General features: G+C 61.3%; 17 protein-coding genes. 10 read left to right on the forward strand and 7 right to left on the reverse strand.

Features of this window, described 5'->3' with window-relative positions; all coding sequences use genetic code 11:
* Positions 1 to 131: 131 nt before the first annotated feature.
* The 8 genes from ACM5SV_RS26290 to sufA all read left to right on the forward strand — a co-directional run bounded on the left by ACM5SV_RS26290 (position 132) and on the right by sufA (position 7,435).
* On the forward strand, positions 132 to 1,349 hold the full coding sequence (locus tag ACM5SV_RS26290) for a cysteine desulfurase family protein (RefSeq protein ID WP_222017223.1): 1,218 nt from the start codon (positions 132 to 134) through the stop codon (positions 1,347 to 1,349).
* Between the two features lie 93 nt (positions 1,350 to 1,442).
* Positions 1,443 to 2,912 carry a Fe-S cluster assembly protein SufB gene (gene sufB, locus ACM5SV_RS26295; RefSeq protein WP_012757600.1) on the forward strand — a complete coding sequence of 490 codons (1,470 nt, stop codon included), beginning with the start codon at positions 1,443 to 1,445 and terminating at the stop codon, positions 2,910 to 2,912.
* A gap of 1 nt (position 2,913) precedes the next feature.
* Positions 2,914 to 3,159: a hypothetical protein gene (locus ACM5SV_RS26300; protein WP_012757599.1), complete on the forward strand. Its 246-nt coding sequence runs from the start codon at positions 2,914 to 2,916 to the stop codon at positions 3,157 to 3,159.
* 83 nt (positions 3,160 to 3,242) lie between these two features.
* Positions 3,243 to 3,998, forward strand: coding sequence for a Fe-S cluster assembly ATPase SufC (gene sufC, locus ACM5SV_RS26305; RefSeq protein WP_003539985.1), 756 nt, complete (start codon positions 3,243 to 3,245; stop codon positions 3,996 to 3,998).
* A gap of 25 nt (positions 3,999 to 4,023) precedes the next feature.
* Positions 4,024 to 5,298 (forward strand): Fe-S cluster assembly protein SufD, encoded by a 1,275-nt coding sequence (gene sufD, locus ACM5SV_RS26310; RefSeq protein ID WP_419425448.1) that lies wholly within the window; start codon positions 4,024 to 4,026, stop codon positions 5,296 to 5,298.
* Between the two features lie 12 nt (positions 5,299 to 5,310).
* Positions 5,311 to 6,552 carry a cysteine desulfurase gene (locus tag ACM5SV_RS26315; RefSeq protein ID WP_221970148.1) on the forward strand — a complete coding sequence of 414 codons (1,242 nt, stop codon included), beginning with the start codon at positions 5,311 to 5,313 and terminating at the stop codon, positions 6,550 to 6,552.
* 12 nt (positions 6,553 to 6,564) lie between these two features.
* Positions 6,565 to 6,945, forward strand: coding sequence for an SUF system Fe-S cluster assembly protein (locus ACM5SV_RS26320; RefSeq protein ID WP_003559708.1), 381 nt, complete (start codon positions 6,565 to 6,567; stop codon positions 6,943 to 6,945).
* A 97-nt stretch (positions 6,946 to 7,042) separates the two neighbouring features.
* The gene (sufA, locus tag ACM5SV_RS26325; protein ID WP_222017217.1) at positions 7,043 to 7,435 is read left to right on the forward strand and encodes a Fe-S cluster assembly scaffold SufA; all 393 of its coding nucleotides are present in this window, start codon (positions 7,043 to 7,045) and stop codon (positions 7,433 to 7,435) included.
* 58 nt (positions 7,436 to 7,493) lie between these two features.
* Here sufA and ACM5SV_RS26330 read toward each other — a convergent pair whose 3' ends face one another.
* Together ACM5SV_RS26330 and ACM5SV_RS26335 are read right to left on the reverse strand one after the other, a co-directional pair.
* The gene (locus ACM5SV_RS26330) at positions 7,494 to 7,799 is read right to left on the reverse strand and encodes a flagellar basal body rod protein FlgC (RefSeq protein WP_017994179.1); all 306 of its coding nucleotides are present in this window, start codon (positions 7,797 to 7,799) and stop codon (positions 7,494 to 7,496) included.
* 461 nt (positions 7,800 to 8,260) lie between these two features.
* Positions 8,261 to 8,779: a Dps family protein gene (locus ACM5SV_RS26335; RefSeq protein WP_012757593.1), complete on the reverse strand. Its 519-nt coding sequence runs from the start codon at positions 8,777 to 8,779 to the stop codon at positions 8,261 to 8,263.
* A gap of 484 nt (positions 8,780 to 9,263) precedes the next feature.
* Here ACM5SV_RS26335 and ACM5SV_RS26340 point away from each other — a divergent pair, with 484 nt between their 5' ends.
* Positions 9,264 to 11,549 (forward strand): FdhF/YdeP family oxidoreductase, encoded by a 2,286-nt coding sequence (locus tag ACM5SV_RS26340; RefSeq protein ID WP_222017215.1) that lies wholly within the window; start codon positions 9,264 to 9,266, stop codon positions 11,547 to 11,549.
* 31 nt (positions 11,550 to 11,580) lie between these two features.
* Here ACM5SV_RS26340 and ACM5SV_RS26345 read toward each other — a convergent pair whose 3' ends face one another.
* From ACM5SV_RS26345 to ACM5SV_RS26355, 3 genes are all read right to left on the reverse strand, one after another.
* Entirely contained in the window at positions 11,581 to 12,621 is a 1,041-nt protein-coding gene (locus ACM5SV_RS26345) for a GH25 family lysozyme (protein WP_221964206.1), read from the reverse strand.
* A gap of 163 nt (positions 12,622 to 12,784) precedes the next feature.
* Positions 12,785 to 12,946: a hypothetical protein gene (locus tag ACM5SV_RS26350; RefSeq protein ID WP_162770400.1), complete on the reverse strand. Its 162-nt coding sequence runs from the start codon at positions 12,944 to 12,946 to the stop codon at positions 12,785 to 12,787.
* Positions 12,947 to 13,032: 86 nt separating this feature from the next.
* Positions 13,033 to 13,656, reverse strand: coding sequence for a TetR/AcrR family transcriptional regulator (locus ACM5SV_RS26355; RefSeq protein WP_020486980.1), 624 nt, complete (start codon positions 13,654 to 13,656; stop codon positions 13,033 to 13,035).
* Positions 13,657 to 13,751: 95 nt separating this feature from the next.
* On the opposite strand from ACM5SV_RS26355, the gene ACM5SV_RS26360 reads away from it, so the two are divergent.
* A complete protein-coding gene (locus ACM5SV_RS26360) occupies positions 13,752 to 14,720 on the forward strand; it encodes an SDR family NAD(P)-dependent oxidoreductase (protein WP_222017213.1) in 969 nt (322 codons plus the stop codon).
* 307 nt (positions 14,721 to 15,027) lie between these two features.
* Here the strand turns inward: ACM5SV_RS26360 and gcvP are convergent, their stop codons facing one another.
* Both gcvP and gcvH read right to left on the reverse strand, forming a co-directional pair.
* Positions 15,028 to 17,892 (reverse strand): aminomethyl-transferring glycine dehydrogenase, encoded by a 2,865-nt coding sequence (gcvP, locus tag ACM5SV_RS26365; RefSeq protein WP_222017211.1) that lies wholly within the window; start codon positions 17,890 to 17,892, stop codon positions 15,028 to 15,030.
* The gene (gcvH, locus tag ACM5SV_RS26370) at positions 17,892 to 18,254 is read right to left on the reverse strand and encodes a glycine cleavage system protein GcvH (protein ID WP_017994172.1); all 363 of its coding nucleotides are present in this window, start codon (positions 18,252 to 18,254) and stop codon (positions 17,892 to 17,894) included. The genes gcvP and gcvH overlap by 1 nt, the downstream gene beginning before the upstream one ends.
* Positions 18,255 to 18,260 lie beyond the last annotated feature (6 nt).

Here is an 18,260-nt window from a genome sequence, read left to right on the forward strand (position 1 = left end):
TTAGAACAATTCGAAACTTGCATGGCGATCCACGCATCGTGGAATGTGTCATAAGGCAAGCCCGGCGGAAATTTCAAGAAAAATGAGCCGCGGGTGCCGAAGCAAGCTCGTCAAGCGCAGGACTGAAGATCATGGCGCCGCCACGCCTTTATCTCGACTGGAATGCCACAGCGCCGCTGCACCCCACGGCACGCGCGACGATCATGCGCGCCATCGACATTTTCGGCAATCCAAATTCCGTTCACGGCGAAGGGCGTGCCGCCCGCGCTGCGATCGAAGGCGCACGACGCAAAGTGGCGGCACTGGTCGGCACCGACGCCGGCAATGTGGTCTTTACCAGCGGCGCGACTGAGGCCGCCAATCTGGTGCTGACGCCGGATTTCCGCATGGGCCGCACGCCGCTTCGGCTCGGCCAGCTTTATTTTTCGGCGATCGAGCATCCGGCGGTGCGCGAAGGCGGCCGCTTCGCCAGAGAGACGATGACGGAGATCCCGGTGACGGAAGCCGGCATCGTCGATCTCGATGCGCTCGGCCGCTTGCTCGAAGCGCATGACAAGGCTGCCGGCCTGCCGATGGTCGCTATCATGCTCGTCAACAATGAGACGGGCATCGTGCAGCCTGTCGAGGCGGCGGCAAAGATCGTCCATGCCCATGGTGGCCTCTTCGTCGTCGACGCCGTGCAGGCGGCCGGCCGCATCGCGCTCGATATAGAGAAGATCGGCGCCGACTTCATGATCGTTTCCTCGCACAAGATCGGCGGGCCGAAGGGGGCCGGCGCGCTCATTGCGCGCGGCGAGGCGCTGATGCCCAGGCCGCTGATCCAGGGCGGCGGACAGGAGCGGGGTCACCGCTCGGGGACACAGAATTCGCTGGCGCTGATCGGCTTTGGCGCGGCAGCAGAAGCGGCGGTCGACGAACTCGAGGCGCGCAATGCGGCAATCGGCGCGTTGCGCGAGCGGCTCGAAGCCGGCATGCGTCAGACGGCAGCCGACGTGATGATCCACGGCGAGGGTGGCGAGCGTGTCGCCAATACGATCTTCTTCACCCTGCCGGGGCTGAAGGCCGAGACCGGACAGATCGCCTTCGATCTCGAAGGCGTTGCACTTTCCGCAGGTTCGGCCTGCTCATCGGGCCGGCTTGGCGAAAGCCATGTGCTGACGGCGATGGGACGTGACGCCAAGCTCGGAGCGCTGCGCATTTCGCTCGGCTTTTCGACGACGGAAGAGGATATCGACAGGGCGATTGCGGCTTTCGCAAAGATCGCCAACCGACGCAGGTCGGCTGGCGAGGCGGCTTGCCCTGTGTCAAAACTTGCGGAAACGCAAATTTCTGCTTGCCAATCGGGCTGAAAAGTCCCTTTTGGCCCCTTACATAAAGGGCAAGACAATTGCCCAAACACTACAAGCTGCCGGACCTTGTATCCGGCGAGATTGGAGAATGAGATGGCTGCCGTGCAGGAAACAATCGACCAGGTCCGCCTGATCGATGTGGACCAGTATAAATACGGTTTCGAGACCGTCATCGAGATGGACAAGGCGCCGAAAGGCCTGTCTGAGGACATCATTCGTTTCATTTCGGCGAAGAAGCAGGAGCCTGAGTGGATGCTGGAATGGCGTCTCGAGGCCTATCGTCGCTGGCTGACGCTGGAAGAGCCGACCTGGGCGCGCGTCGACTATCCCAAGATCGATTTCAACGACATCTATTATTACGCCGCGCCGAAAAGCACGCCGGGTCCGAAGTCGCTCGACGAGGTCGATCCGGAGCTGTTGAAGGTCTATGAGAAGCTCGGCATTCCGCTGCGTGAGCAGGAGATCCTTGCCGGTGTCGAGAGGCCAAAGATCGCCGTCGACGCCGTTTTCGACAGCGTCTCGGTCGTCACCACCTTCAAGGCAGAGCTGAAGAAGGCCGGCGTGATCTTCATGTCGATCTCGGAAGCCATCCGCGAATATCCGGAACTGGTGCAGAAGTACCTCGGTTCGGTCGTACCGACCACGGACAATTATTACGCGACGCTGAATTCGGCGGTCTTTACCGACGGTTCCTTCGTCTTCGTGCCGAAGGGCGTTCGCTGCCCGATGGAGCTGTCGACCTATTTCCGCATCAACGAGAAGGGCACCGGCCAGTTCGAGCGCACGCTGATCATTGCCGAAGAGGGCGCCTACGTCTCCTATCTCGAAGGCTGCACGGCGCCGCAGCGCGACGAAAACCAGCTGCATGCCGCCGTGGTCGAGCTGGTTGCGCTCGACGATGCGGAGATCAAATATTCGACGGTGCAGAACTGGTATCCGGGCGACAAGAACGGCAAGGGCGGCATCTACAATTTCGTCACCAAGCGTGGCGATTGCCGCGGCGACCGTTCAAAGATCTCCTGGACGCAGGTCGAAACCGGCTCGGCGATCACCTGGAAGTATCCGTCCTGCATCCTGCGCGGCGACGATAGCCGCGGCGAGTTCTACTCGATCGCTGTGTCGAACGGCCACCAACAGATCGACAGTGGCACCAAGATGATCCATCTCGGCAAGAACACGTCGAGCCGCATCGTCTCCAAGGGCATCGCGGCCGGCGTTTCCAACAACACCTATCGCGGCCAGGTCTCGGCTCACCGCAAGGCATCGAATGCGCGCAACTTCACCCAGTGCGATTCGCTGCTGATCGGCGACAAGTGCGGCGCCCATACCGTGCCCTACATCGAGGCGAAGAATTCGACGGCGCAGTTCGAGCATGAGGCGACAACCTCGAAGATCTCCGAGGACCAGCTGTTCTACTGCCTGCAGCGCGGCATCCCGACCGAAGCGGCGATCGCACTGATCGTCAACGGCTTCGTCAAGGAAGTCCTGCAGGAACTGCCGATGGAATTTGCCATCGAGGCGCAGAAGCTGATCAGCATTTCGCTGGAAGGCTCTGTGGGCTGACATGAGCGAAGCGGACAAGAAGCGCATTCTTGAACGTCTGACGAATATGCGCGGGGAGATATTGGCGAAAATTCGCCCCCGCGAGCTAAGAAACGAGACCGAAACGCCGCCGGAGCAGCCTTATGTGTTTCTCCGGCAGCGCATGGAAAAACCGGGAATGATCTTTCAGGGGATCTCGGATTTTCTCGAATGGGTTGGGCTCGTAACGGTCGCGGTTTTCCGCGTCGTCCGTTTTTTTGCTCGATAGCGCCGAGCGCAACATGTCGATGTCCCTTAGAAATTACGCGAGGCTCCTAGTGAGCTGCGCAGAGAAAAACGCAGGAACCAAAGATGCTTGAAATTAAGAACCTTCATGCCCGTATCGCCGAAGACGGCACCGAGATCATCCGTGGCCTGAACCTGACGGTGAAGGCCGGTGAAGTCGCCGCGATCATGGGGCCGAACGGCTCCGGCAAGTCGACGCTCTCCTACGTCCTTTCCGGCCGCAGCGATTACGAAGTCACCGAGGGTGACATTCTCTACAATGGCGAGAGCATTCTCGAGCTCGATCCGGCCGAACGCGCCGCCAAGGGTATCTTCCTTGCCTTCCAGTACCCGGTCGAAATCCCGGGTGTTGCCACCATGCAGTTCCTGAAGGTGGCGATGAACGAGCAGCGCAAAGCGCGTGGCGAGGACGAGCTGACGACGCCGGACTTCATGCGCCGCGTCAAGGATGCCGCCGGCAAGCTGCAGATCAATACCGAGATGCTGAAGCGCCCGCTGAATGTCGGCTTCTCCGGCGGCGAGAAGAAGCGGGCCGAAATCCTGCAGATGGCGCTGCTCGAGCCGAAGCTCTGCGTGCTTGACGAAACCGATTCCGGCCTCGACATCGATGCGCTGAAGATCGTCGCCGACGGCGTCAACGCGTTGCGTTCGCCGGACCGCGCGGTCGTGGTCATCACCCACTACCAGCGCCTGCTCGACTATATCGTGCCGGATACCGTCCACGTGCTCTACAAGGGCCAGGTGATCAAGTCGGGCGACAAGACGCTGGCGCATGAGCTGGAAGCCAACGGCTATGCCGACATCATCGGCACGGCGGCCTGAGTTTCGGGTGGAAAGGATGATGTCCATGAACATGCAGACGACGAGCCGCCTGACTGCGGCCGAGACGGCGCTGATCGAGGCCTTCAATCAGCAGATCGGCGAACTGCCGGGCAATGGCGCGGTGACGGCCCTGCGCGACCGGCTTCTCGACGACCTGAAGAAGGCCGGCCTGCCGACGCGCCGGATCGAAGCCTGGCATTATACCGACCTCAAGAATCTGCTGCGCACCGTTCCGCAGCAGGCGGGCGATGCCGGCTCGGAGGCTTTGGAGCCGCTCGTTGCTGATGCCACGGTGCTGGCGGTGATCCAAGGCCATTCCAACCAGAAGGCTACGGCCGACGGTCTTGGCGTTTCGGCCTATTCCGAACATCTGCTCGACGGCTCCGCCGCGGATGGCCTGGATGCGCTCGGCAGCGACGACGCGGTCGGCCGCATCAATGGCAGCTTCGTGCGCGATGGCTATGTCATCGACGTGCCTGCCGAGACCGAGCTTGAAAACCCGCTCGAAATCCAGTTCATCCATGCGGGCGGGCAGACGCATACTCGCTTGCCTGTGTCCTTCGGCGCCGGTGTCAAGGCGACGGTCATCGAGCGTCACCGCACGGTGACCGGCGATGCTGCGCTGGTGTCCCACGTCACCGACATCACGGTCGGCGAAGGCACGGAACTGACCTGGATCATCCTGCAGCAGCAGGGAGCCGACGATACGCATCTCGGCCAGATCCGCATCGATCTCGGCGCAGACGCCAAGCTCCGGCTTTTTGTCATCAATGCCGGCGGCAAGCTGGTGCGCCAGGAGCTGCATATCAAGGTGACAGGCGAGGGCGCCGACCTGACGCTGCGCGGCATCAATCTGCTCGGCGGCGACACGCATACCGACGTGACGATGGTACTCGGCCACGACGTGCCGAATACCGGGTCGACCGAAGTCATCCGCAACGTCGTCTTCGACCGTGCCAAGGGTGTCTTCCAGGGCATGATCCGGGTGGCGCCCGATGCGCAGAAGGCCGATGCCAAGATGGCCTGCAACACGCTGCTGATGTCCGACGATGCCGAATTCTCGGTCAAGCCCGAGCTCGAAATCTTCGCCGACGACGTGCAGTGCGGCCACGGCGCCACGGTGACCGATATCGACGCCAACCATCTCTATTACATGATGGCGCGCGGCATTCCGGAGAACAAGGCGCGGGCGATGCTCGTCAACGCTTTCGTTGCCGAAATCGTCGAGGAACTTGATGATGAAGCCCTGGTCGAGGCGCTGGAAGGCGTGATTTCGGCCTGGCTCGAAAAGCACGCCTGATCGGATATATCAATGGACAAGATAGTGCCGGCCAAGCCATACGACGTCGAAGCCATCCGCCGGGATTTTCCGATTCTCGCGGAGAAGGTGCATGGCAAGCCGCTGGTCTATCTCGACAACGGCGCATCGGCGCAGAAGCCGCAGGTGGTGATCGACGCCATCTCGCATGCCTATAGCCATGAATATGCCAATGTGCATCGTGGCCTGCACTATCTCTCGAATGCGGCCACGGACGCCTATGAGGCAGCGCGCGAGAAGGTCCGCCGCTTCCTCAATGCGCCTTCGGTGAACGACATCGTCTTCACCAAGAATTCGACGGAAGCGATCAACACCGTCGCCTATGGCTGGGGCATGCCGAAGATTGGTGAAGGCGACGAGATCGTGCTGACGATCATGGAGCATCATTCCAACATCGTGCCCTGGCACTTCATCCGCGAGCGGCAGGGGGCCAAACTGGTCTGGGTGCCTGTTGACGACGAGGGCGCCTTCCATATCGAGGATTTCGAAAAGAGCCTGACGGAGCGCACCAAGCTCGTCGCCATCACCCATATGTCGAATGCGCTCGGCACGATCGTTCCCGTCAAGGAAGTCTGCCGGATCGCGCATGAGCGCGGCATCCCGGTGCTGATCGATGGCAGCCAGGGCGCCGTGCATCTGCCTGTTGACGTGCAGGATATCGATTGCGACTGGTACGTCATGACCGGCCACAAGCTCTACGGCCCATCGGGCATTGGCGTGCTCTATGGCAAGAAGGAGCGGCTTTTTGAGATGCGCCCCTTCCAGGGCGGTGGCGAGATGATCTTCGAAGTCGCCGAGGACGTGGTTACCTATAACGACCCGCCGCATCGCTTCGAGGCAGGCACACCGCCGATCGTGCAGGCGATCGGGCTCGGTTATGCGCTCGATTATATGGAGAAGATCGGCCGCGAGGCGATCGCCCGGCATGAGGCCGATCTTGCCGCCTATGCGGTCGAGCGGCTGAAATCCGTCAATTCGCTGCGAGTCTTCGGCACGGCGCCCGACAAGGGCAGCATCTTTTCCTTCGAACTTGCCGGCATTCATGCCCACGACGTCTCGATGGTGATCGACCGGCAGGGTGTTGCAGTCAGGGCCGGCACGCATTGCGCCATGCCGCTCTTGAAACGCTTCGGCGTCACCTCCACATGCCGTGCATCCTTCGGCATGTACAATACCCGCGCCGAGGTCGATGCCCTGGCCGATGCGCTTGATTATGCGCGCAAGTTCTTTGCTTGAGGAGTGTCCGTGATGAGCCTGGACGAAAGCGAACAGAAGATCGACGTGCGCGAAGGCATCGTGCATTCCAGCATTCCGGCCGATGAGCTGGCGCGACTCAGCGACGACGTCATCAGCGCGCTGAAGACGGTCTACGATCCGGAAATTCCCGCCGACATCTTCGAGCTCGGTCTGATCTACAAGATCGACATCGAGGACGACCGGATGGTGAAAATCATGATGACGTTGACTGCACCCGGCTGCCCGGTTGCCGGCGAGATGCCCGGCTGGGTCGAAAACGCCGTCGGCGCCGTCGAAGGCGTGTCGGGCGTCGAGGTTGCCATGACCTTCGATCCGCCGTGGACGCCGGACCGCATGTCGGAAGAGGCGCAGGTCGCCGTCGGCTGGTACTGATACGGCACCGTGGTATTGATCCGTTTACCTCGGAAGACTACATTTGAATCACGAAGCGCCGGATCTTGACCCCGGTTGCGGAAGGAGAATGGGGCCGATGGGCTTTGCAATCATGAGCATGACGGACGGTGCTGCGGCCCGCGTCAAGACAATCGTCGAGAACTCGGGGCCTGACGCCAAGGGTGTGCGCGTCGGCATCAAGAAGGGCGGCTGCGCCGGGATGGAATATACCATCGACCTGGTGACCGAGCCCAACGCCAAGGACGACCTGATCGAGCGCGACGGTGCCAAAGTCTGGGTCGAGCCATCCGCAGCTCTCTATCTGCTCGGCACCGAGATGGGCTTCGAGGTGACGACGCTCCGCTCCGGCTTCACCTTCACCAATCCGAACCAGACATCGGCCTGCGGCTGCGGTGAATCCGTCGAGCTGAAGCCTGCCGATCTCGCGGCCCTTGCCGCCCAGCGCCAGGGCGAACCGGCGCATTCCTGACAGCTTCAGAGCGGCGGAAAATTCTCGGCCAGCAAGTCTCCGATGAAATCGGGTGTGTTCAGTCGCGCTTGATGCTCATGAGCATTTCCCACATGTCGGCGCCGGTCTCGAAGACCACGGCGTTCGCCTTGTAGCTCTGATCGGCTTCGATCAGGTCGGTCAGTTCGGCAGCCGGATCGACATCTGACGCAGTCGGGCTGACGACGGCCTGCACGCCGCCTGACTCAACGGAGGTGAGGCTGGTGTTCAGCCTGGCATAGCCCGGCGTGCTGCTATTTGCGATGTTGTTGGCAATCGCGCTAACTCGCGTCGTCTGTGCCCGCATTCCCGAAAGAGCAGTGCTCGTAATGCCCGATATGCTCATCAGCCGTTTCCCCAGAACTGGATGGTAAGCTTGTAGCTGCGAGGCTTTAGGAAATGCTGAAGGCTTTGTGTTAGCAAAAGCCTTAGGTCAGGGCCTCGTGCCGTCGCCTCTGTTCAGGATCGGCACGGCACTGTATCCAGGATAAGCGGCAGTGGAGCCTGCGGCGGCGATAAGAGACGCCGCCACCAGGGCCGACATGGGCGATGCGGCGGCTGCAAATGCAAGCGCCGCAGCCAGGATGAGCAACTGGCCGATGATCAGCCGGCGTCGATTGACATGGTTCCCGAACGACCGCAACGGAGGCCATTCGCGTCCGTGACATAGCGCTTCATAACAAGTGTCGACGAAAGCTGATCCGTTGGCGGCCGCCTTCGCCAGAAGACCAAATCTTCCGAGTTGAGGATCCTCAAGTGTCCGGATAGTGGTCATGACATTACCCTTTCCAGCGGACGGTCAGCCGGTTATGCGGCGTTCCGGGTTGTTTCGAACAGGAACCAGGCGCGGCGTTCCGTCTCGTCGATCCAGACTTCGAGCAGACTTGATGTGGCGACGTCGTTATGCTCGGCGCAGACCTCGTGCGCCTGCCTCATGAACGAGATGAGCTGCTGGTTGTCGTCTTTCAGTTCTGCGAGCATGTCGCGCGGCGTGACGAAATCGGCGTCATTATCGAGAAGGCGCTGCAGCCGGCCGATATGACCGATCGAGCGAATCGTCATGCCGCCGATCTTGCGGGCGCGCTCGGCGATCGCATCGGTCATCGCGAAAATCTGGTCGCCCTGTTCGTCGAGCAGGAGGTGATAATCGCGAAAATGCGGGCCGCTCATATGCCAATGGAAGTTCTTGGTCTTGAGATAGAGGGCAAAGGTATCGGCAAGCAGCGCTGCCAGCGGGCCCGAGATGTCGGCGGTCGCGTTGGAGGCAAGGTCGGACGGAGTGGCAAGCGACGCCTTGCGACGGTTTTCGAGTTCGATACGGTCCATGGCTGTTCTCCCTGGCTGGGGATTTCGGGAATGAGCGATCTGGCTGCGCGGCCGTCAATTTGGCGTTCCTGCTTCGCTGGCCTTGAAAGAACCGTAGAGCAGGTTTGGAAAGCAGGACATTCAATGCTGGTGTAGCCGGACCTATCCTTCTGTTTAGGTCTCAGCGGGCACCACGAGCTTGGGCAATATGGTATCAACAAGATCCCCCATACCTATGTATAGTTTCGTGGTCTGCTGCCGGGACGTAAGGTCTGGCTGTCTCTCGGAAGTGACTTCCATGTGGAGACCGGCACCGCGAATGTGCCGATAGACATCGGCATGTCCCCTCCCGCGCCGAGTCTCGTGGATCCCATGATCCGCCAGGACCGCTCCGCCCCCTCGGAGCGGTCCGATCTTTTAAAAGGATGTCCGCGCCATCTATCGCATGGCATCCCTTTGCATTGATAATAGGCGCTGGCCCTCGGACGGATTTGTGGAGCAGGTGATGACCAAGAAGCGGCCGAAAGGCATCGAGAAATACACGGCCCCTGCCGGCGGTTGGGGTGCACTCAAAGCCGTCGCCGAAACCCTTGCGCGCCAGCAGGTCATTGCGCAGGGGGCTGCGACGCTGCTGAAAGCCAATCAGCCCGAGGGGTTCGATTGTCCGGGCTGCGCCTGGCCCGATCCCAAACATACGAGTTCATTCGAGTTCTGTGAAAACGGCGCCAAGGCGATCACCTGGGAATCCACGGCGAAACGTGCCGGGCCTGACTTTTTCGCGGCGCATACGGTCGCCGAACTGTGGCAATGGAACGACCATCAGCTGGAAGACCAGGGCCGCCTGACGCATCCGCTGGTCTATGATCACGCCAGCGACCGCTACCTGCCGATCGGCTGGGAGGAAGCATTCACGCTGATCGGCGCCGAACTGCGCAAACTGCCCGATCCTGACATGGCCGAATTCTACACATCGGGACGCGCCTCGAACGAGGCAGCCTTCCTGTTCCAGCTTTTCGTCAGGGCCTACGGCACCAACAATTTTCCCGACTGCTCGAACATGTGCCATGAGGCGACCAGCGTCGGTCTGCCCGACTCGATCGGGGTCGGGAAGGGCACGGTGACCTTGGAAGATTTCGATCATGCCCATGCGATCTTCAGCTTCGGCCACAATCCCGGCACCAACCACCCGCGGATGATGACCACTCTGCATGATGCCGCGAGGCGCGGCGTCCCGATCGTGGTCTTCAATCCCCTGAAAGAACGCGCGCTCGAGAAATTTGCGGCACCGCAGAACCCGGTGGAAATGGCGACGATGTCTTCGACGCCGATCGCATCTGCTTATCATCAGCTGCGCACCGGAGGGGATCTCGCTGCCCTCAAGGGCCTGATGAAGCGGATATTCGAGCGCGACGATGCCGATATCGCGGCAGGCGGCAAAGGCTTTCTCGACCGGGAATTCATCGAAGCCCACACGATCGGACTGGCGGCTCTTAAGGCCGATATTGCAAAGACGGAGTGGGCGTCGATCCTGAAGAGATCGGGATTGACGCTCGAGGCGCTCGACAGCGCCGTTGATGTCTATCTCAACGCCCGCAACGTCATCCTCTGCTATGGCATGGGCATCACCCAGCACAGCCACGGCACTGCCAATGTCCAGCAGCTTGCCAATTTCCTGATGTTGCGGGGAAATATCGGCCGCCAGGGCGCCGGTATCTGCCCGCTGCGGGGGCATTCGAACGTTCAGGGCGACCGGACCGTCGGAATCACCGAGATCCCCAACATGGCGCTTCTCGACGGCATGGAGAAGGCCTTTGGCTTTCGCCCGCCGGAGGAGAAGGGCCATAACGCCGTCGAGGCCATCGAGGCGATCATCGAAGGCCGGTCGAAGGCGCTGGTCTGCCTCGGCGGCAATCTCGCCGTCGCCATATCCGATCCGGAGGCGACATTCGCCGGCATGCGCAAGCTCGACCTTGCCGTCCATCTGGCGACAAAGCCCAACCGCTCGCACCTGCTGATCGCCCGAACCTCCATCATCCTTCCCGTTCTCGGCCGCACCGACCAGGATATTCAGACGACGGGACCACAATCGGTGACCGTCGAGGATTCCATGTCGATGGTGCACGCCTCGCGCGGCTTCCTGAAACCACCAGGCGAAGAGCTGAGATCCGAACCGGCGATCATCGCCGGCATCGCCAAGGCAACGCTCGGCGTCAAATACGGTATCGATTGGGACGGGATGATCAGCGATTACAATCGCATTCGGGAAAAGATCGAAGTGGTCTTTCCCGATTTCCATGATTTCAACACACGGGTCAGGAAACCCGGCGGCTTCCGGCTTACGGTGGCGGCCTCCGACCGGCAATGGCGCACGCCCTCAGGAAAAGCACAGTTCCTCATCGCGCCTGGGCTGGAGGAAGATCCGCGCCTTGCAGACGCAGACACACTGGTTCTGACAACGCTGCGCAGTCACGACCAGTACAACACGACAATCTATAGCCTTGACGACCGCTATCGTGGCGTCTTCGGCCGCCGTGACGTGATCTTCATGAACAGCGGGGATCTCTTCGCACGCGGCCTCGCCGATGGCGATAAGGTTGATATCGAGTCGGTCGCTGAAACCAGCAGCAGGGCGGTCAGAGGCTTCACCGCAGTGGCCTACGACATCCCTGTTGGCTCCATCGCCGGATATTATCCCGAGATGAACAGGGTCATCGCGCTTGGCGATTACGACCGGAAATCGGGAACGCCTGCCTACAAAGGCGTGCCGGTGAAGGTGCAGAAGTCCGCGTGAGGACGTGGCGCGGAGCCATTGCCAGCTTCGGCTATCGCGACGCCACCCAGTCGTGCCAATCGCTTTCATTGCCGTTGAACACGTTGAGGTCGATCTTGCCGTCAACGCCATCGGAAAGGCCGGAGCCGGAATATTGCCAGAACAGCCACTTGCGACCCGGATAGACCTTGGAGGGGTGAGCGGCCACAGAGCGCAGCCAGAAGGGGTAGTCGAGCAGTTGGCCCTTCAAATTGTCGCGGTAGAAGTCCGGCGCCGTGTAGATGATCGGGCGCTGGCCGTAATAGCGCTCCAGCTTGTCCATGAAGACCTGCATCTTTTCCCGGACACGTGCAGGCGAGATGCGCCTCTTGCAGCTCGATTCGCCGTTCCATTCGACGTCGATGACGGGCGGAAGAGCGTTGGCTTCCCTTGGCACGTTGCGGATGAACCAGTCGGCCTGTTCGCCGGCTGTCCGGCACCAGTAGAAGAAGTGATAGGCGCCGTGTTTCAGGCCGGCTTCCTTGGCGCGGCGCCAGTTTTTCTTGAACATCGGATCAAGGTGATCGCCGCCGTCCGTGGCTTTGATGTAGACGAAATTGGCGCCTTGCCTCCGCAACGTTTCCCAGTCGATCTCGCCCTGCCAACGCGAGACATCGACGCCATGCACGGCAAGCTTTCTCGGCGAGGTGGAGCCGAAGTTGATCGGCTTGGCATCGCGGAAGCGGTGGCCGTAAATTTGGCCGCGTGTCGGCGATCTCGTGCCGACATCGGGCATTGCATTGCCGGCGGGATTGGCCGGCATCAGCAGCGCGACCGGTTTATCTGTCGGCAGCGGCATGCCAACCGGCCTGTCGGCGGGCACGAGCGCCTGCGGCTCCTCTCCCGCCCAGCGCAACGCTTGCTGCGGCGGGCTTGCCTGCGGCGCAGGATCGCCCACGGCAGCGGCAGGAATCGGGCCGCTTGGCTGGGCGATGGCATTGGTCGTTTCCGACGACGGCACGTTGCCCAGCACATCTTCGGCGCCAGAACTGGCGGCGCATCCCGACAGGATCAGGGCGGCGAGGAGGATTGCTGGCACTGCCGATGTACGCATAAGAACCTGCACGCAGAACAAGGGATCGACGGAGATCCATGTTGATGGAAGCCGCCTTTCTGAATTGCTAACAGAGACTTGCTAAGAAAGGTTAAATTTGATCCTTGCGCACCAAAAGCATGCAGACCCTCCCAACCTGGGGAAGGAGCTTTGCCTAACGCTGCTACTCAGCCGCCTCTGCGTAGCTTTCCACCGGCGGGCAGGTGCAGATCAGGTTGCGATCGCCATAGACGTTGTCGACGCGGTTGACCGGCGACCAGTATTTGTCGACACGGAAGGCGCCGGGTGGAAAGCAGGCCTGTTCGCGGCTCCCAATCGCCGACAAGTTCTTCCACCTTGCGCGCGGAAACCCTCCATGTCGATGTCCCCAACCGTCATCTGAGACAGCCGTGCCGCAATGGTACGACAGCCTCAGCGACTGGCTCTCATACCCGCAATCAGAATATCGATGAGTTGCCTTGCCGCCTCCCGCCAGGCGGGGCCACTGCTGATGCTCGCGCCGCCGGCCAGGGCGCGCAGGATATCGAGCGGGTCCATCGCCAGACGGATTTCACCGGTGGCGACTGCGCGATCCACCAGCAGATTGACGGCACCTATGATCAAATCGGCAGAATCGGCATAGAGCTCGGAGGTGCCGCCGACCAAAGAATCCAGCACTTCGGACATGCCGTGTTTCGTCACGACATAGTCGACGAATTGCACCAGCCACAGGCGAAGCGCTTCGACAGGCGGATGTGTCTCGGCAAGGCTTTTGGCGGCAGCGGCAAGCTGCGCCGTCTCGTTGCGGTAGATGGCGGAAACCAGTGCGTCGCGGGTCGGGAAATGGCGATAGAGCGTGCCGATGCCGACGCCGGCGATGCGGGCGATTTCCTCCAGGCTGGCGCTGGAACCCTTGTCGGCAAAGACGGTCTTTGCCGTCTCCATCAGCAGAAGACGATTGCGTTCGGCATCCGCACGCGGCTTTCGGGCGGTGGGCTCGTCGCTTTTTTCGGCCATTTCCGAGAGGTCCCCTTGATAAGCGGAGGTACCCTCCATATTTATCTGGAGGCATCCTCCTTTTATTTCAGTTGAGGCCGGCGGGCAATGGTCCACCAGCCTGGAGCGGTGCGTCCATGATCAAGGAGATAATCATGAGTGGACTTTTTGGCGCGACATCGACCACCGATGAGGTGCTCGCCGGCGTCGATCTCAAGGGCAAGCGTGTTCTGGTGACGGGTGTTTCGGCCGGCCTCGGCGTGGAAACCGCGCGTGTGTTGGCAGCCCATGGAGCGCAGGTGACGGGTACGGCACGTGACCTTGCAAAGGCGAGGGCGGCAACGGAAGTCGTGCGTGCCGGTGCGGCCAATGGCGGCAGCCTTGATATCGTCGAGCTTGATCTTGCCTCTCTGGCAAGCGTGCGCGCCTGTGCCGATGCGCTCATTTCGGATGGCCGGCCCTTCGATGTCGTCATTGCCAATGCCGGCGTGATGGCCGCTCCCTTCGGCCGCACCGCCGATGGCTTCGAAACGCAGTTCGGCACCAACCATCTCGGTCATTTCGTGCTGGTCAACCGCATCGCACCGCTCGTCAAATCGGGCGGCCGAGTGGTGATCGTCGCATCCTCGGGCCATCGCATGGCACCTTTCAGCCTCGATGACCTCAATTTCGAGAGCAAGACCTATGAGCCCTGGGCGGCCTATGCCCAGTCGAAAACCGCAAATATCCTGTTCGCGGTGGAACTCGACCGGCGCCTCAAGGAGCGCGACATCCGTGCAACGGCACTGCATCCCGGCGGCATCCAGACCGAGCTCGACCGTCATCTCGACCCTGACATGATTGAAGGCATGATAACGCAGATCAACGCAGCACTCTCCGCCGAGGGCAAGCCGCCTTTCCAGTGGAAGACGATTCCTCAGGGTGCGGCTACCTCCGTCTGGGCAGGTTTCGTCGCCCCGGCAGACGCGGTCGGTGGCAGATATTGCGAGAATTGCCACGTCTCCGAAGTGACGGATGCGGAGATCAGCCCGATTTCCGAAGGCGTGCGTACCTACGCGCTCGATCCCGAGACGGCCAGGGGATTGTGGACGAAAAGCGAGCATATGGTCGGCGAGCGCTTCTAGAGCATGATGCCGAAAAGTGTAAGCGGTTTTCGGACGACATCATGCTCTAACTATATAATGTAGAACAGGATTCAGATTTTAGGCCGACCCGGCCTAAAATCATCCTGTTCTAGCCCGCAAACCGGCACGCTTCGACGCTGATAGAGAGCAGGGGAACTGGGAAACTGGTGCCCCTGCCGAGGAATTGAACCTGGATCGGCTAACAAGACAGGTTAGCCGCACATTTCTATCAGAATTAGGAAAGCCACTCCCATGATGGAAGGGGCTCAGATTGCTGGGCCCGTCGCTACAGCGTCAGGCTTGACCGCTATTCGGCGGCCTCTGCGTAGCTTTCCACCGGCGGGCAGGTGCAGATCAGGTTGCGGTCGCCATAGACATTGTCGACGCGGTTGACCGGCGACCAGTATTTGTCGACGCGGAAGGCACCGGGCGGGAAGCAGGCTTGTTCGCGTGAGTAGGGGCGGTCCCATTCGCCGACGAGGTCTTCCACCGTGTGCGGAGCGTTCTTCAGCGGGTTGTTCACCTTGTCCATGCGGCCATCCTCGATGGCGCGGGCTTCCTCGCGGATCGCCAGCATCGCCTCGCAGAAACGGTCGAGTTCGGCCTTGGTCTCGCTTTCCGTCGGCTCGATCATCAGCGTGCCGGCGACCGGCCAGCTCATGGTCGGCGCATGGAAGCCGCAGTCGATCAGCCGCTTGGCGACGTCGTCGACGGTGACACCCGAGCTGTCGACCAGCGGACGGGTGTCGATGATGCATTCATGCGCGACGCGGCCGGCAGACGACTTGTAGAGCACGTCATAGGCGCCCTTCAGCCGGGTGGCGATATAGTTGGCGTTGAGGATCGCCACCTTGGTCGCCTGCGTCAGGCCTTCGCCGCCCATCATCAGGCAATAGCTCCAGGAGATCGGCAGGATCGAGGCGGAGCCGAAGGCGGCGGCCGAGACCGCACCCGGACGGCCGTCGGTTTCGAGATGGCCGGGCAGGTAGGGGGCCAGATGCGCCTTGACGCCGATCGGGCCCATGCCGGGTCCGCCGCCGCCATGCGGAATGCAGAAGGTCTTGTGCAGATTGAGATGCGAAACGTCGGAGCCGATGTCACCGGGGCGGGATAGGCCGACCATGGCGTTCATGTTGGCGCCGTCGAGATAGACCTGGCCGCCATGCTCGTGCACGAGGTCGCAGATTTCCTTGACGGTCTCCTCGAAGACGCCGTGCGTCGAAGGGTAGGTGATCATGCAGCAGGAGAGGTTTGCCGCATGCTGCTCAGCCTTGGCGCGGAAATCGTCGAGATCGATATCGCCATTTTCGCGCACCTTGACGACGACGACCTTCATGCCGACCATCTGAGCCGAGGCCGGGTTGGTGCCATGCGCAGAGGTCGGGATCAGGCAGACGTCGCGATGGCCGTCGCCATTGGCGATATGATAGTTGCGGATCGTCAGCAGGCCGGCATATTCGCCCTGCGCGCCGGAATTCGGCTGCATGGAGAAGGCGTCGTAGCCGGTGACGGCGCAGAGCTTTTCGATCAGGTCGTCGATCATCTCGCGGTAGCCGAGCGCCTGGTCGGCCGGCACGAAGGGATGGATGTCGGAAAATTCCGGCCAGGTGATCGGCAGCATTTCCGCCGTCGCATTGAGCTTCATCGTGCAGGAACCGAGCGGGATCATCGAGCGGTCGAGCGCCAGATCCCGGTCGGAGAGCCGGCGGATGTAACGCGTCATCTCGCTTTCGGCGCGGTTCATGTGAAAGATCGGATGGGTGAGGTAATCGCTGGTGCGGAGCAAGCCCTTCGGCAGGCGGTAGGAAGGCTCGAAATCGGCAATGGTAAAATTGCCGCCGAAGGCGCGCCAGACGGCTTCGAGCGTCGCCGGCCGGGTGCGTTCGTCGAGGCTCATGCCGATTTTGGTTTCGCCGACCTTGCGCAGATTGACGCCTTCGGCGACGGCGGCACGCAGGATGAGACCCTGCATATGGCCGACATCGACGGTGATCGTGTCGAAGAAGGTCTCGGGTTCGACCTTATAACCGAGCTTTTCCAGGCCCTTGGCCATCAGCACGGCCTTCTGGTGCACCTGCTGGGCGATCGCCTTGATACCCTTCGGGCCGTGGAAGACGGCGTACATCGAGGCCATCACGGCAAGCAGTACCTGGGCGGTGCAGATGTTCGACGTCGCCTTTTCGCGGCGGATATGCTGTTCGCGGGTCTGCAGCGACAGGCGATAGGCGCGGTTGCCGCGGGCATCGACGGAAACGCCGACGAGGCGGCCGGGCATGGAACGCTTGATGGCATCCTTGACCGACATATAGGCCGCATGCGGGCCGCCGTAGCCGACCGGCACACCGAAGCGCTGCGAGGATCCGACGGCGATATCGGCACCCATTTCGCCGGGCGATTTCAGCAGCGTCAGCGCCAGGATATCGGCGGCGACGATCGCTATGGCGCCGGTCTGGTGCAGGCGCGAGATCAGGCCGGTAAAATCATGCACGTGACCGTGCGTGCCGGGATATTGGAAGATCGCGCCGAAGACGTCGACGGGATCGAGATCGGTGAAGGGATTGCCGACGATGACGCTCCAGCCGAGCGGCTCGGCGCGGGTGCGGATCAGGGCAATGGTCTGCGGATGGCAGTCGGCATCGACGAAGAAGGCCTTCGCCTTCGACTTGGCGACGCGCTCGGCAATCGCCATGCCTTCGGCGGCGGCGGTCGCCTCGTCGAGCAACGAGGCGTTGGCGACGTCGAGGCCGGTGAGGTCGCAGACCATCGTCTGGTAGTTCAGCAGCGCTTCCAGGCGGCCCTGGCTGATCTCCGGCTGGTAAGGCGTATAGGCGGTGTACCAGGCCGGGTTTTCCAGGATGTTGCGCTGGATGACCGGCGGCGTGATCGTGCCGTAATAACCCTGGCCGATCAGCGAGACCAGCACCTTGTTCTTGTTGGCGGTCTCGCGCAGCTTGTCGAGCGCCTCGCGCTCGGTCATCGGCGCGCCCCAGACGAGCGGCGCCTTCTGGCGGATCGAGGGCGGCAGCGTCGCGTCGATCAGGCCGTCGAGGCTGTTATAACCGATCACCTTCAGCATGTCGGTCATCTCGGCCGGCGAGGGGCCGATATGGCGGCGATTGGCGAAATCGTAGGGCTGATAGTCGGTGAACTGGAATTCTGTCGGCGTCGTCATTACGCAGTGAGCTCCTTGTAGGCCGCCTCGTCGAGCAGGCCATCGGCGTCGGCAGCATTTGCAAGCTTCAGCTTGAAAAACCAGCCGGCGCCCTGAGGATCGGAATTGACCAGCGATGGATCTGCAACGATGGCCGGATTGACCTCGGTGATCTCGCCATCCAGCGGACAATAGACGTCGGAAGCAGCCTTGACCGATTCAACGGTCGCGGCATTGCCGTTCTTGGAGAAGGTCGCGCCGACTTCCGGCAGTTCGACGAAAACCAAGTCGCCGAGCTGATCGACGGCATAAGTGGTGATGCCGACCGTCGCAACGCCGCCTTCGATCTTCAGCCATTCGTGTTCTTCGGTAAATTTCAGCATGGTTGG

It is taken from the genome of Rhizobium sp. CRRU65 (assembly GCF_048551595.1).
GTDB classification, from domain to species: Bacteria; Pseudomonadota; Alphaproteobacteria; order Rhizobiales; family Rhizobiaceae; genus Rhizobium; species Rhizobium leguminosarum_J.

Coding starts and splice junctions, on each gene's coding strand:
- ACM5SV_RS26355 (WP_020486980.1), bottom strand. CDS start 13,656: ATGGAGGGTACCTCCGCTTATCAAGGGGACCTCTCGGAAATGGCCGAA.
- sufA (WP_222017217.1), top strand. CDS start 7,043: ATGGGCTTTGCAATCATGAGCATGACGGACGGTGCTGCGGCCCGCGTC.
- ACM5SV_RS26330 (WP_017994179.1), bottom strand. CDS start 7,799: ATGAGCATATCGGGCATTACGAGCACTGCTCTTTCGGGAATGCGGGCA.
- ACM5SV_RS26320 (WP_003559708.1), top strand. CDS start 6,565: ATGAGCCTGGACGAAAGCGAACAGAAGATCGACGTGCGCGAAGGCATC.
- ACM5SV_RS26315 (WP_221970148.1), top strand. CDS start 5,311: ATGGACAAGATAGTGCCGGCCAAGCCATACGACGTCGAAGCCATCCGC.
- ACM5SV_RS26290 (WP_222017223.1), top strand. CDS start 132: ATGGCGCCGCCACGCCTTTATCTCGACTGGAATGCCACAGCGCCGCTG.
- ACM5SV_RS26345 (WP_221964206.1), bottom strand. CDS start 12,621: ATGCGTACATCGGCAGTGCCAGCAATCCTCCTCGCCGCCCTGATCCTG.
- sufC (WP_003539985.1), top strand. CDS start 3,243: ATGCTTGAAATTAAGAACCTTCATGCCCGTATCGCCGAAGACGGCACC.
- gcvP (WP_222017211.1), bottom strand. CDS start 17,892: ATGACGACGCCGACAGAATTCCAGTTCACCGACTATCAGCCCTACGAT.
- ACM5SV_RS26360 (WP_222017213.1), top strand. CDS start 13,752: ATGAGTGGACTTTTTGGCGCGACATCGACCACCGATGAGGTGCTCGCC.
- ACM5SV_RS26340 (WP_222017215.1), top strand. CDS start 9,264: ATGACCAAGAAGCGGCCGAAAGGCATCGAGAAATACACGGCCCCTGCC.
- ACM5SV_RS26335 (WP_012757593.1), bottom strand. CDS start 8,779: ATGGACCGTATCGAACTCGAAAACCGTCGCAAGGCGTCGCTTGCCACT.
- gcvH (WP_017994172.1), bottom strand. CDS start 18,254: ATGCTGAAATTTACCGAAGAACACGAATGGCTGAAGATCGAAGGCGGC.
- ACM5SV_RS26300 (WP_012757599.1), top strand. CDS start 2,914: ATGAGCGAAGCGGACAAGAAGCGCATTCTTGAACGTCTGACGAATATG.
- sufD (WP_419425448.1), top strand. CDS start 4,024: ATGAACATGCAGACGACGAGCCGCCTGACTGCGGCCGAGACGGCGCTG.
- sufB (WP_012757600.1), top strand. CDS start 1,443: ATGGCTGCCGTGCAGGAAACAATCGACCAGGTCCGCCTGATCGATGTG.